Source organism: Mesorhizobium sp. M8A.F.Ca.ET.021.01.1.1 (assembly GCF_003998025.1).
In the GTDB taxonomy this organism is placed as follows: Bacteria; Pseudomonadota; Alphaproteobacteria; order Rhizobiales; family Rhizobiaceae; genus Mesorhizobium.
In genome coordinates, this window is the sequence record NZ_RZSJ01000111.1 from 1 (window position 1) to 13,362 (window position 13,362).

Sequence of the window (13,362 nt, forward strand, 5' to 3'; positions counted from 1 at the left end):
CCGATGCCGGTCGATTGCGGCTCGGCCACGCCCTGCACGGCGGCGTCGCAGATGGCGGCATCCATCGCATTGCCGCCGACGCGCAGCATCTCGATGGCCGCAAGCGTCGAAAGCGGATGCGATGTCGCGGCGATCGCTTCGGTGGCACGAACCGGCGAGCGGCCGGGAAACTGGAAATCACGCATTCTGTCTGGATATCCCTAGGTCATTTCTGCGAATTGGTCCGATGAAATCAATGCCGCCGGCCGAAAATCTGTGCCAGCGACAAAAGCAGCACCGACAGCACGATCAGGCAGGTCGAGATGGCAGCGATGGTCGGGTCGATCTGGTCGCGCAGCGCGTTGAACATGCGGCGCGTCAGGGTGGTGGTCTCGCCGCCCGAGATGAACAGCGAGACGACAACTTCGTCGAAGGAGGTGATGAAGGCAAATAGCGCGCCCGAGACGATCGAGAAGCGGATCTGCGGCATCGTTACCTGCCAGAAGGCCGCGATGCGTCCCGCACCCAGGCTGCGCGCCACCCGCTCCTGGTTCATGTCGTAGGAGCGCAGGCCCGAAAGCACCGTCAGCACCACCAGCGGCAGCGCCTGCACCGTATGCGCGATAACGAGGCCGGTCAGCGTGTTGTTGAGGCCGATGCGCGCGTAGAGGAAGAAGGTGCCGATACCGACCAGGATCACCGGGATGATCAGCGACGCCGTGAGCAGCGCGTTGATGGTGCCGTTGAAGCGCAGCGTGCCCCGGTTGATCGCATAGGCGGCAGTGGTGCCGAGCGGCGTCGCCACCAGCGCGGTCATGATAGCTACCTTGACCGACACGATGGTCGCATCGCGCCATTCCAGCGACTGGAAATAGCTCTGGTACCAGCGCAGCGACCATTGCTGCGGCGGGAATTGCAGCAGCGTCGAATCCGAAAACGACATGATGACGATGATGACCGACGGCGCGATCAGGAACAACAGCACGAGGCCGCCGAAGCCGTAGAGCCACAGGCGTTGCCGGTGCGAGATCGGCAGGCCGATACCGTCGCTCATCGCGAGCTCCATACGCCGGTGGCGCGCGCGCCGAGCAGCCACTGGAACAGGCCGAGCAGCGCCAGCGTGACCACCAGCAGCACGACGCCGAGTGCCGCACCGGCGCCCCAGTTGGAATAGAGGCTGGTGGTCTGTTCCATGCGCATCGCCCACATCACCACCTTGCCGCCCCCCATCAGCGCCGGGGTGACGAAGAAGCCGAGGCACAGCACGAAGACGATGACCACGCCCGAGGCGAGGCCGGGCAGCGACAGCGGAAAGAAGACCTGCCGGAACGTCGCGGCCGGGCCGGCGCCGAGATTCATGCCGGCGCGCAGGCAGTCGGTGTCGATGGTCTTCATCGAGGCATAGAGCGGCAAAACGAGAAATGGCAGCAATATGTGCGTCATGCCGATGACCACGCCGGAGAAATTGTTGGCGAGCGACAGCGGTTGGCTGATCACGCCCAGATCGATCAGCCAGCTGTTGATCAGGCCCTTGCGCTGCAGGATCACCAGCCAGGCATAGGTGCGCACCAGCACCGAGGTCCAGAACGGCAGGATGACGAAGATCAGGCAGATCGACGCGGCCCGGCGCGGCAGTTGCGACAGCATATAGGCCAGGGGATAGCCGAGCAGCACACAGGCGCCGGTGACGATGAAGGCGACCTTGAAGGTGCTGATGAAGGTCTTGATGTAGGAGGCCTGTTCGAAGAAACGCGCATAATTGGCGGCGCTGAAGGCGCCGGTCTCGTCGAACAGCGACAGCCAGAACAGCCAGCCGATCGGCACGATGATGATGGCGCAGACGAGGAACAGGCTCGGCGCCAGCAGCGCCAGCAGCCGCAGCGACTCACGCCGCGCGTCGGCGCGCAGCGCCTGCGCGTTGAGATCCTGCCCTGCCGGGCCGGCGATCTCCTTCAGCAGGGCGGATTGCGCGCTCATCCCTCGGCCGCCACCAGGATCGTGTCCTTCGCGTCGAGGCCGAGCATGATCGGCTGGCCGGGCGCCGGCATCCTGGCCAGCACATCGCTGCGGCAATAGTCGCGCAACGTCAGCTGCCGGCCGTCGCGCAGGCTGGCGTAGCAAACGAAACTGTCGCCCTGGTAAATGATGTCGCTGACCGTCGCTTCGAGCACATTGATGCCGGCCGACGGGTCAGCTGCCGTGACCAGCCTGAGCTTCTCCGGTCGCACCACCATCAGATGCGGGCCAGCCGGCGGTGTCGGTGCCCCGGTCTGGATCCGCCTGTCCCCATACCAGACCGATCCGTTGCGGCTTTCGACCGGGATGAAGTTCGATTCGCCTATGAAGCCGGCCACGAACTGTGTCTTCGGCGCGGCGTAAAGCGTTTCGGGCCGATCGAGCTGTTCAATGCGGCCGCCGTTCATCACGGCGATGCGGTCAGACATGGTGATGGCTTCGCGCTGGTCGTGCGTGACATAGACCGTCGTCATGCCAAGACGGCGATGAAGCGCGCGCAACTCGATCTGCATGTGCTCGCGCAGGCCCTTGTCGAGCGCCGACAGCGGTTCGTCCATCAAGACGATGCGCGGCTCGAAGACGATGGCGCGCGCCAGGGCCACACGCTGGCGCTGGCCGCCGGAGAGCTGGTCGACGCGGCGCTCGCCCAGTCCCTGCAATTTCACCAGCTCCAGCGCCTTCTCCACCCGCTGCGCCGTCTCGCCGGCCGCGACGCCGCGCTGTTTCAGCGGGAAGGCGATGTTGTGGAAGACGTTCATATGCGGAAACAGCGCATAGTTCTGGAACACCATGCCGATATTGCGCCTGTGCGGCGGCGTGGTGATGATCTCGTCGCCGCCGACCTTGATGCTCCCGGCATTGGCCCTGACGAAACCGGCCAGGATCATCAGCAGCGTCGTCTTTCCCGAGCCGGAGGGGCCAAGCAGGGTCAGGAACTCGCCGGCCTCGACATCGAGGTTCAGGTCGCGCAGCACCGGCACGCTGCCAAATCTCTTCTCGATCCGGCGCATGCTGATCGGCAGCGCGGATGGTGCAATGGACAAGGTTCTTCTCTCCTGGGCAGAAGGCTGAAGGAGCAGGGCGGCGTTCGCGCCGCCCCGCAATGTCAGGGTTCCGGCCTATTGCTGGATCAGATTGTTGAACTTCTCCGTCGCCTCGACAAGGTTGTCGCGCCAGAACTCGGCATCCTGCAGCACCTGCTTCTTGACGTTTTCGGGCGCCGAATTGATGTCCTTGATCCGCTCGGGCGGGATCTTGCCGGTCTCGAAGGCCTTCTCGTTGACCGGCCCATTGTCGACATAGAGCGGCAGATTGGCCTGCAATTGCGGGCTGACGAACATCGCCAGCGCTTTCATCGCCGCTTCCTTGTTCTTGGCGCCCTTGGGGATGACCATGCAGTCGGCGGTGAGCACGCCCTGGTCGAAGGAGAAGCTGACCGGCGCGCCTGCCTTCTTCAGGGTGCCGGCGCGTCCGTTCCAGATGCTCGCCATGTCGACTTCGCCGTCCTTCACCAGTTGCATGGCCTGGGCACCGGAGGTCCACCAGGCATCGACATGGCCGCGGATCTTGTCGACCGATTTCAAGGCGCTATCGACATCGACCGGATAGACCTTGTCGATCGGCAGGCCCGAGGCGAGTGCGGCAACGCTCAGCGTCTCCGTCGCCTGGCTGCTGCTCAACGCGCGCCGTCCCGGGAATTTTTCCACGTTCCAGAAGTCGGCCCAGGTCTTCGGGCCCTTGTCGCCGAAGACATCGGTCCGGTAGATCAACACGACGGAGGTGTAGGAAATGCCGACCCAGTCGTCATGCACCAATTTCGGGTTGATGCCGCTCTTGTCGATAATGCCGTAATCCAGCTTTTCGAACAGGCCTTCCTTCGAGCCGCGCGCGCATTCGTCGGCGCCGAGCTCGGTGATGTCCCACTTCACTGCATTTCCGGTCACCTGCAGCCGCACGTCGTCGAGGCCGTTGGTGGTGTCTTCCTTGATGGTGATGCCGAGCGCATCGGCGGTCGGCTTGAAGAAGGCCTTGGTCTGCGCCTCCTGATAGGTGCCGCCCCACGAGGCGACGGTGATCGTGTCGGCGGCGACGGCGGGCACTGCGAACGCCGCCACGAGGCCCGCGATCGCCACAACGCTAACGTTTCTGATCCTGTTCATTTCGGTTCTCCGACCGGTGTTCCCATTTGTTTTTGATTTGGCATGCGATTTTGTATACAATTTAGAATGTAGCCGAGAGATCGATGTTGTCAACTGCGACAGGCACGATCAGTTCGACGCGATGGGACGATGCCGCAGGCGTGGCAAATTGCGCCGACTGCGACTACAAACGAGGCAATGTCCGGCTAAAGCGGCTGGAGAACTGGGAACGGAACTTGGCCAAGGAAACCAAAAACACACTGCGCGACTCGGTCTATTCCGCGCTCAAGGCGATGATCGTGACCGGCCAGATTCCGCCGGGCTCGCGCGTCACCGAAAGCGACATCGCGGCGAAACTCAATGTCAGCCGCACGCCGGTGCGCGAAGCCTTCAATCGGCTGGAGCGCGACGGGCTGGTCACCGGCCGGCCGCGCCAGGGCTATGCCGTCACCGAGTTCGACATCAACATGTTCCGCGAGGCCTTCGACATCCGCGAACTGCTCGACGGCCATGCGACCGAACTCGCGGCCACCGCGGCGACCGACAAGGACAAGGCGCGGCTGCGCGCCATGCTGGCCGAATGCGAACGGCTGGCCGCCATCCCGGATCGCACCACGCGCGAGAAATTCCAGGAACTGGAAGTCGGCATCGACCTGCACCGTGTCATCGCCGAAATCAGCGGCAACGCGATGCTGCACGGCATGCTGTGCGGCATCCTCGACAAGTGCCAGCATTATGTCTGGACCGAACTCTTGTGGCTCGATGAATGGAAGATCGCCCGCGACGAGCATGCCCGGATCGTCGAGGCGATCTGCGCCGGCGATGCCGCTAAGGCCGGCGCCCTGGCGCGCGCCCATGTGCGGGGATCGCGCGAGAACGTGCTGCGCCTGCTGCAGGCGAAATCGGACTATCAGAGTTTCCTGGCCAAGGCCTCCTGAGCGGGATGGCCCCCGGCCCTACCAGGTCCAGCCGCCCTTTCCGAGCGTCGCCACCGCATCGACGATCCGGGTGAAGCTCGCGCGGGCGCGGCCGACGCTGTGCCGGGCCCTGAGATAGCCGTGCACCAGGCCGGGCTCCTCGAACCAGGTGGCGCGCCCGCCGGCCGCGACGATGCGGTCGCGATAAGCCTCGCCGTCGGATGACAAGGGGTCGCATTCGGCGGTGATCAGCACGGTCGGCGGCAAATTGGCGAAATCGGCATCGGCCAGCGGCGACAGCGTGATGTCGCCGGTTTGATCCACGCCCCCGGTTCGGATGTGCTTGTAGAATTCGAGATCGCGTACCGTCAGCATCGGCGCTTCGGCGTGCCTTACATAGGAGCCGCGCAAGCGATCGCCGCCGAGACCGGGATAAATCAGCACCTGGCCGATCGGCTTTTTCACATGGCCACGCGTCGCGTGTGCAACGGCGGCGCAAAGGTTGCCGCCGGCGCTGTCGCCGCACAGCACGACCGGGCGATCGTAGGTACGGGCCGCCCATTCGAAGGCGCTCATCGCATCATCGAAAGCGGCCGGATGCAGATGTTCAGGCGCCAGCCGGTAATCGACCGAAACCACTTCATGACCGGTGCGGCCGCAAAGTTCGGCACAGACATCGTCATGGCTGTCCAGCCCGCCGAGAATGAAGCCGCCGCCATGGATGTAGACCACCATCGCCGCATCGTCCGGCGTCGCGTTGCGGTAGATGCGGATCGGGACGTCTCGCGCGGGCGTGGCGATAACCGTGGTTTCGGCCGTCACGCCCTCGGGATAGCCGGCAAAGAACTCGCGGCACATCCGGTCATAGATCGCGCGCTGCCGCGCGACCGTGTAGTCGATCGTGTCGGGCGGATAATAGGAATTGGTCCGCTCGATAAAGGCCCAGGTCTCGGCATCGATGAGTTTTGCGTAGTCGGTCATGAAGGGAGACCGGACAGCAACGAATGCGCCCAGGGGCCGCCCTCTGGCCTAACGGGTCCGGCAGGGCAGAGGGGGGTGCCTGGCGCCATCATCTCCAGTGTCACTTCCCCTTCCACACAGGCTCGCGCTTTTCGGCGAAGGCACGGAACCCTTCCATACCGTCCTCCGACCCATAGAGCGCGTCGACGGTCGGCAACTGCCGGCGCGTCACCTTGTTCATCGCATCCTGGAAGGTCAGCGCCTCGGCCACCCGCGCCGTCTCCTTAATCGCGGCGAAGACCAGCGGCGGGCCGCTGGCGAGCAGGCGGGCGATCTCCCAAACGCGGTCCTCGAGCTTTTCCTTGGGCAGCACCTCGTTGACCAGGCCCCAGCGATGCGCCTCGGCGACATCCATCCAGCGGCCGGTGAGCAGAAGGTCCATGGCGACATGATAAGGGATGCGCTTCGGCAGCTTGATCGTCGCCGCGTCGGCCAGCGTGCCGGCACGGATTTCGGGCAGTGCGAAGGAGGAATGGTCCGAGGCGTAGATGAGGTCGCAGGACAGCGCCAGCTCGAAGCCGCCGCCGACCGCCATGCCGTTGACGCAGGCAATGACCGGTTTGTTGAGGTCACGCAGCTCCTGCAGCCCGGCAAAACCGCCGACGCCATAGTCGCCGTCGACCGCGTCGCCGCTGGCCGCGGCCTTCAGGTCCCAACCGGCGCAGAAGAACTTGTCGCCGGCGGTCTTGACGATGGCGACCCGCAGTTCCGGGTCGTCGCGGAACACCTTGAAGGTCTCGCCCATCAGCCGCGAGGTTTTCAGGTCGATCGCATTGGCCTTGGGGCGGTCGAGCGTGACCTCCAGGATGGTGCCTTCGCGGCGAGTCGAAATGACGTCAGACATTCTTGGTCTCTCCCAGCACCAGCAGCGCGTCGGCGATCCAGGCGCCCTTGCCCTGTGTGCAGACGATCAGCGGATTGATGTCGAGTTCCTCGATCTCGCCGGCATTCTCCTGCACGAAACCGGCGATGCCAGCGATCGCGTCTATGGCGGCGGCGACATCGGCCTTCGGCCGGCCGCGATAGCCTTCGAGCAGCGGGAACAGTTTCAGCCCGCGCAGCGCGGCCTCGATGTCGTCGCGCGTCGCCGGCAGCATCAGCGTGACGCTGTCGCGCAGCAGTTCGACCAGCACGCCACCGGTGCCCAGCGTCATGACGGCGCCGAACATCGGATCCCTGGTGAAGCCGACGATCAGTTCGGCGACGCCGTCGCGCACCATGCGCTCGACATAGAGCCCGGTGCCGAGCGGCAACAGGTCATGCGCCGCCGTGCTGACCGACTCGGCATCCTTGAGGTTGAGCCGGACAGCGCCGACCTCGGATTTGTGGGTGACGCCAAGAGCCTTCAGGGCAACCGGAAAGCCGAGCGCCATGGACGAAATCACCGCCTCGACCGCATTGCCGGCGCGCTCGCCCTTGGGCACGGGAAGCCCGGCCTTGATCAGCCGCGCCTTGGCTTCGGCCTCGTCGGGCGTGACGTGGTCGCCGCCAGCCGCGCCGGCAGCGGATGTGTCGACCGGCTGCGCCTGCGGTTCAGCCCATGCCCAGCCGATGAAGGCTGCCGCGCCTGCGGCGTCCATCGCCTCGGAAATGCCGAACAGCGGCACCATGCCCCGCGCCATCAGCTCGGCGGTGTATTCCTCGGGCAGGTTCTCCGGTAGCGAGGAAACAATGGCGCCATGCGCCTTGTTGGTCTTCAGCGCCGATTCGAAGGCGCGCAGCGTCGCCCACCAGTCGGTCACCGAGCAGCGGTCGGGGCGCGGGAAGTCGAGCACCAGCATGTTCAAGTCGAAGCCGCCCGACACCATGGCGGTGAAGGTGGCCGTCATCGCCGGCTCGTTGTTCCAGATGAAGGTGTGGTAGTCCAACGGGTTGGCCACCGCGACCAGCGGCCCGAGGGTCGATTTGACATGGGCGCGGTGGGTGTCGGTCAGCACCGGGAAGTTGACCCAGCGCCCTTCGGCACTGTCGGCCATGACCGACGCTTCGCCGCCCGAACAGCTCATCGACGAGAGCTTGTAGCCAGGCAGCGGGCCGGTGATGTGCAGCAGCTTCAGCGCCTCGATGAAGGCGGGGATGGAATCGACCCGCGCAATGCCAAGCCGCCTCAGGAAGGCGCCGGAAGCAGCGTCCGAGCCGGCCAGCGATGCGGTGTGCGAAACGGTTGCCTGCCGCGCCTGTTCGGACCGGCCGACCTTCATGGCGATGATCGGTTTCCTGAGCTCGCGCGCCCGTGCGGCCAGGCGCTCGAAGCCGGCTACCGAGTCGAAGGCCTCGATATGCAGGCCGAGCGACGTCACACGCTCATCCTCGATCAGGCCGAGCGCCATTTCCGACAGGCCGGTCTGCGCCTGGTTGCCGGCGGTCATCAGGAAGGCGATCGGCAGGCCGCGCTTCTGCATCGTCATGTTGATGGCGATGTTGGACGACTGGGTGATGATGGCGACGCCCTTGCCGCCCTCGTCCAGCCTGATGCCGCCATGTTGGTCGGGCCACAAAAGCGCACCGTCGGCATAGTTGATCAGGCCGTAGCAGTTCGGCCCGATGATCGGCATCTGGCCGGCGGCCGCGACCAGTTCGGCCTGCAGCCGTTCGCCGTCGTCGTCATAAGCCTCGGTTTCGAGAAATCCGGCGGCAAAGCAGACGGCGCCGCCGGCCCCGCGCTCGGCCAGCGCCTTGACCACCTCGATGGTCAGGTGCCGGTTGACACCGACAAAGGCGGCATCCGGCGCGCCGGGCAGATCCGCGACCGAGCGGTAGGCCTTGCATCCGGCAACCTCGTCCTTGGTCGGGTGCACCGGCCAGATATCGCCGGCAAAGCCCATCTTGATCGATTGCGCCACGACGGCGGCGGCCTGCACGCCACCGAACACGGCGATCGATTTCGGGCGCAGGAGACGTTCAAGTTTATGCATGGTCATCTTTTCGTTTTGAGCGAGATCTCAGGACAAACGATCTCGTTTGCCCGACAAACCGAATCCCGGCTTTGCGCGATCATGCTCTAAGCGCCGAACGGACGCAGCAGCGCCCGCGAAATAATATGTCGCTGAATCTCCGAAGTGCCTTCCCAGATGCGCTCGACACGGGCATCGCGCCAGATGCGCTCCAGTGGCAGGTCGTCCATCAGCCCCATGCCGCCATGGATCTGGATCGCCTCGTCGGCGACAAAGGCGAGCATTTCGGTGGCCTTCAGCTTGGCCATGGCCATGTCCTGGTCGGTGACGGTGCCCTGATCGTACTTCCAGCCGGCTTCGAAGACCATCAGGTCGGCGGCCTTGAGTTCCGTCGCCATGTCGGCGAGCTTGAACGACACGCCCTGGAACTTGCCGATCTGCTGGCCGAACTGCTGGCGCTGCGCGGCGTATTCGACGGCATGGCCAAGCGCCCGCTCGGCACGGCCGAGACAGGTGGCGCCGACCTGCAGACGCGTGGCGCCGAGCCAGGAATTGGCGACGTCGAAGCCCTTGTGAACCTCGCCCAGAACCTGGGATGCCGGCAGCCGGCAATCGTCGAACTCCAAAATGGCGTTGGTGTAGCCGCGATGCGAGACGTTGCGATAGCCGTCGCGCACCGTGAAACCCTTGGTGCCCTTGTCGACGAAGAAGGCGGTGATCTTCTTGCGTTTGCCGCGCGCAGACTCCTCCTCGCCCGAGGCCATGAAGACGATGGCGAAATCGGCGAGATCGGCGTGCGAGATAAAATGCTTGGTGCCGTTCAGCACCCAGTCGTCGCCATCCTGCACGGCTGATGCCTTCATGCCGCGCAGATCGGAGCCAGCGCCCGGCTCTGTCATTGCCAGGCAATCCCATTTCTCGCCGCGGATGCAGGGGAAAAGGTACTTTTCGCGCTGCTCCGGCGTGCCGGCGAGCAGAATGTTGGAAGGACGCGCCACGCAGGTCCAGTGCAGCGCGTAATTGGCCCGGCCGAGTTCCTTCTCGTAAAGCAGCCAGGTCACCGTATCGAGCCCCGCGCCGCCGACATCGGCCGGCATGTTGGCGGCATAGAGCCCGGCCTCGATCGCCTTGGCCTTGATCTCCTCGATCAGCTCGCGGCGCAGCACGCCGGTGCGCTCGACCTCGCGCTCATGCGGATAAAGCTCGTTCTCGACGAAGGCACGCGTCGTCTCGACAATGAGCTTTTGCTCTTCCGAAAGACCGAAATCCATGGTCTCAGCCCTTCTTCTTTTTCTTCGGCTTTTCGGCTTTCTTCACCGGCTTGGCGGCCTTGGCCTTTTCCGCCGCCTTTGAAGCCGCGGGCTTCTTCGCCGCCAGCTTGGCGAGCTGTTTGGTATAATCCTTGTGCAGCGCGCCGGCGCCCCAGCCCTTGCCCTTGTTCTGCTTCGACAGCGCATCCATGATCGCGACCAGATTGTCGTCGCGGATCTTTTCCAGCTCGCGGATCGACAGGCCGTGCGCCTGGTCGTCCGACTGGGTGGCGATCAGGTCGACCAGCTCGTCGTTGAACTCCGGAACGTCCATCAGCTTGGTCCACGGCCATTTCAGGCAGGGCCCGAACTGCGCCATGAAGTGGCGCATGCCGGCCTCGCCGCCGGCGACGCGGTAGACCTGGAACATGCCCATCTGCGCCCAGCGCAGGCCGAAGCCATAACGCATGATGTCGTCGAGTTCCTCGACCGTGCAGATGCCGTCCTTGATCAGCCACAGCGCCTCGCGCCAGGCGGCTTCGAGCAGGCGGTCGCCGACGAAAGCTTCGATCTCCTTGCGGATCACGACCGGCTTCATGCCGATCGAGGCATAGATTTCCTTGGCGACCTCGACAGCCTCGGGGAAGGTCTGGTCGCCGCCGACGATCTCGACCAGCGGCAGCAGGTAGACCGGGTTGAACGGATGGCCGACGACCAGCCGCTCCGGATGCTTCTTCATCGCCACCTGCATGTCGGTCGGCTTGATGCCGGAGGTCGAGGAGCCGACAATGGCGTTGGCCGGCGCATGCGCATCGATCTCGGCCAGCACCCTGTGCTTGAGATCGAGCCGTTCCGGCACGCTCTCCTGGATGAAATCGGCATCGGCGACCGCTTCGGCGATCGTCTTGGCGAAGGTGAGCTTGCCCTCCTTGGGCAGACCGCCGGGCACCATCTGCTTATAGGCGCGGCGCGCGCCCTTCATCACTTCCGAAACCTTGCGTGAAGCTTCCGGATCGGGATCGAAAATGGAGACGTCGATGCCGTTCAAGAGCAGGCGCGCGACCCAGCCGGCCCCGATGACACCGCCGCCAATGGCGGCCGCCTTGTTGATGATGCTCATTGAGAGGCTCCGGTTCTTGTCCTGGCGGTTTCGGGATCGATGAGAGGCACGCGCTCGCCGGCGCGGATGACGGATGGGTCGTAGGCCTTGCGGGCGAAGACTTCGAGCACGAAGGGTCGGAAGAATTCGATCGGCAGCGTCTCATAGTCGGGGTCGAAGCTCGACTGGTCCCAGCGCTCGCAGAACTGGTCGCAATCGTCGAAATAGGCGTGGCCGGCGAAGCGGTCGCGGGCATGGCGGTTGCCGCCGAGATGGTGGGCATAGTAGAGGCGCTGGAAGTCGCCGTGTTTCTCCACCACCCAGGTGCATTGCTCGCGCACAAACGGCTTCAGGATCGAAGCGGCGTATTCGTCGTGATTGTAGGGCGCGTAGATGTCGCCGATGTCGTGCAGCAGCGCGCAGGCGATCCAGTCGGTGTCGGCGCCGTCGCGCCAGGCCCGTGTCGCCGCCTGCAGCGAATGGCCGAGCCGGGTGATCTTGTAGCCGGACAGGCCTTCGTCGAGCTGGACCAGCGCGTCGAGCAGCCGCTCGCCGGTCCTGGCCGCATAGTCGATTTCATGGGCGGTCAGGAACTCGTAGTCTTGCCTGTCGCCATCCTTCATCGCGGTGAATTTGACGGTAGCCATAGCGACCCTCCCTGCGAATTAATCTTCTTGTTTGAGCATGATCTCTGGACAAACGAGAACCGTTTGTCCGAGAAAACCGGTTCCCACTTTCGGGATCATGCTCATGCCGCTATCGGCGCTCGCTTGGTCAGGTTGAGCTTCTTGCGCACTTCTTCCGGGCCAAGAATCCTGGCGCCGAGATTGGTGACGATCGAGGCGGCGCGCTCGACCAGCTGGGCATTGGTCGCCAGCACGCCCTTGTCGAGCCAGAGATTGTCTTCCAGGCCGACGCGGACATTGCCGCCGGCGAGCACCGCCGCCGCCGCATAGGCCATTTGGTTGCGGCCGATGGCGAAGGCCGACCAGTTCCAGGTCGACGGCACGTTGTTGACCATCGCCATGAAGGTGTTGAGGTCGTCGGGCGCCCCCCACGGCACACCCATGCAAAGCTGCACCAGCGCGTCGGGGTTGAGCACCTTTTCCTCGACCAGTTGCTTGGCGAACCAGAGATGCCCGGTGTCGAAGGCCTCGATTTCCGGCTTGACGCCGAGCGCCGTCATCATGCCGCCCATGGCGCGCAGCATGCCGGGCGTGTTGGTCATGACATAGTCGGCTTCGGCGAAATTCATGGTGCCGCAGTCGAGCGTGCAGATTTCCGGCAGGCACTGGCGCACATGTTCCATGCGGTTGGTGGCGCCGCCCATGTCGGTGCCTTTTTCGTTGAGCGGCAACGGCGCTTCCGGCGAGCCGAACACCATGTCGCCGCCCATGCCGGCGGTCAGGTTCAGGATGACGTCGACGTCAGCCGCGCGGATACGCTCGGTCACCTCGCGATAGAGATGCACGTCGCGCCTGGGCTTGCCGGTTTCGGGGTCGCGCACATGGCAATGGACGATGGCCGCACCCGCCTTGGCCGCATCGATGGCCGAGTCGGCGATCTGCTTGGGCGAGCGCGGCACATGCGGGCTGCGGTCCTGCGAGCCGCCGGAACCGGTCACGGCACAGGTAATGAAAACCTCACGGTTCATCGCGAGCGGCATCGAAACTCTCCTCCCATTCGAAACAGCCACTAGCATCGCTCGCCTTGATCCAAGCTGCTTTGCGTTTTACGAAGGCGATATGATCAAAAGCGAAAAATCTGTCTTTCGCGCCGAACGCGAGACCCTCAAGGTGACGTTCCTGGTGTTTTCCGGGTCGTCGATCATGTGCGTCGCTTCGGCCGTCGACCCGCTGCGCGCCGCCAACCGCATCTCCGGCGAGACCCTGTTCGATTTCAAGCTGGTCTCGGTCACCGGCGAGGCTCCGGTCACCACCTGCGGCCTGCCGGTCGCGGTCAGCGGGCGTTTCGACGCGGCGGAGCCGACCGACGTTCTCGTCGTCGTCGCCGGTTTCGGCACGCAGAATTACGCGACGTCGGGTCTGC

The 13,362-nt window shown here is 64.4% G+C and carries 13 protein-coding genes and 1 pseudogene; 2 read left to right on the forward strand and 12 right to left on the reverse strand.

Annotated features, from left to right (window positions below):
* The 5 genes from EOA36_RS11720 to EOA36_RS11740 form a co-directional block, all read right to left on the reverse strand.
* Positions 1 to 185: gamma-glutamyltransferase (locus EOA36_RS11720; protein WP_189553190.1), on the reverse strand; the 185-nt coding region annotated here is incomplete at its 3' end.
* 47 nt (positions 186 to 232) lie between these two features.
* A complete protein-coding gene (locus EOA36_RS11725; RefSeq protein ID WP_127277781.1) occupies positions 233 to 1,033 on the reverse strand; it encodes an ABC transporter permease in 801 nt (266 codons plus the stop codon).
* Entirely contained in the window at positions 1,030 to 1,956 is a 927-nt protein-coding gene (locus tag EOA36_RS11730) for an ABC transporter permease (RefSeq protein ID WP_127277782.1), read from the reverse strand. The genes EOA36_RS11725 and EOA36_RS11730 overlap by 4 nt, the downstream gene beginning before the upstream one ends.
* Positions 1,953 to 3,038 carry an ABC transporter ATP-binding protein gene (locus tag EOA36_RS11735; protein ID WP_127277783.1) on the reverse strand — a complete coding sequence of 362 codons (1,086 nt, stop codon included), beginning with the start codon at positions 3,036 to 3,038 and terminating at the stop codon, positions 1,953 to 1,955. The genes EOA36_RS11730 and EOA36_RS11735 overlap by 4 nt, the downstream gene beginning before the upstream one ends.
* 75 nt (positions 3,039 to 3,113) lie before the next feature.
* Positions 3,114 to 4,154 carry an ABC transporter substrate-binding protein gene (locus tag EOA36_RS11740; protein WP_127277784.1) on the reverse strand — a complete coding sequence of 347 codons (1,041 nt, stop codon included), beginning with the start codon at positions 4,152 to 4,154 and terminating at the stop codon, positions 3,114 to 3,116.
* A 215-nt stretch (positions 4,155 to 4,369) separates the two neighbouring features.
* Here EOA36_RS11740 and EOA36_RS11745 point away from each other — a divergent pair, with 215 nt between their 5' ends.
* Positions 4,370 to 5,071 (forward strand): GntR family transcriptional regulator, encoded by a 702-nt coding sequence (locus EOA36_RS11745; RefSeq protein ID WP_189343558.1) that lies wholly within the window; start codon positions 4,370 to 4,372, stop codon positions 5,069 to 5,071.
* 18 nt (positions 5,072 to 5,089) lie between these two features.
* Here the strand turns inward: EOA36_RS11745 and EOA36_RS11750 are convergent, their stop codons facing one another.
* From EOA36_RS11750 to EOA36_RS11780, 7 genes are all read right to left on the reverse strand, one after another.
* Positions 5,090 to 6,031 (reverse strand): alpha/beta hydrolase, encoded by a 942-nt coding sequence (locus EOA36_RS11750; RefSeq protein ID WP_127277785.1) that lies wholly within the window; start codon positions 6,029 to 6,031, stop codon positions 5,090 to 5,092.
* A 100-nt stretch (positions 6,032 to 6,131) separates the two neighbouring features.
* Positions 6,132 to 6,914: a carnitinyl-CoA dehydratase gene (locus EOA36_RS11755; RefSeq protein WP_127277786.1), complete on the reverse strand. Its 783-nt coding sequence runs from the start codon at positions 6,912 to 6,914 to the stop codon at positions 6,132 to 6,134.
* Positions 6,907 to 8,985 carry an acetate--CoA ligase family protein gene (locus EOA36_RS11760; protein ID WP_127277787.1) on the reverse strand — a complete coding sequence of 693 codons (2,079 nt, stop codon included), beginning with the start codon at positions 8,983 to 8,985 and terminating at the stop codon, positions 6,907 to 6,909. Before EOA36_RS11760 ends, EOA36_RS11755 begins: the two co-directional genes overlap by 8 nt.
* Positions 8,986 to 9,071: 86 nt before the next feature.
* A complete protein-coding gene (locus EOA36_RS11765; protein WP_127277788.1) occupies positions 9,072 to 10,235 on the reverse strand; it encodes an acyl-CoA dehydrogenase in 1,164 nt (387 codons plus the stop codon).
* Between the two features lie 4 nt (positions 10,236 to 10,239).
* Positions 10,240 to 11,334, reverse strand: a complete 1,095-nt coding sequence (locus EOA36_RS11770) for a carnitine 3-dehydrogenase (protein WP_127277789.1) — start codon at positions 11,332 to 11,334, stop codon at positions 10,240 to 10,242.
* On the reverse strand, positions 11,331 to 11,960 hold the full coding sequence (locus tag EOA36_RS11775) for an HD domain-containing protein (RefSeq protein WP_127277790.1): 630 nt from the start codon (positions 11,958 to 11,960) through the stop codon (positions 11,331 to 11,333). The genes EOA36_RS11770 and EOA36_RS11775 overlap by 4 nt, the downstream gene beginning before the upstream one ends.
* Positions 11,961 to 12,061: 101 nt before the next feature.
* Positions 12,062 to 12,979: a 3-keto-5-aminohexanoate cleavage protein gene (locus tag EOA36_RS11780; protein WP_091586279.1), complete on the reverse strand. Its 918-nt coding sequence runs from the start codon at positions 12,977 to 12,979 to the stop codon at positions 12,062 to 12,064.
* Between the two features lie 79 nt (positions 12,980 to 13,058).
* Here EOA36_RS11780 and EOA36_RS11785 point away from each other — a divergent pair.
* Positions 13,059 to 13,362 (forward strand): annotated as a pseudogene (locus EOA36_RS11785) (GlxA family transcriptional regulator); the annotation flags it as partial.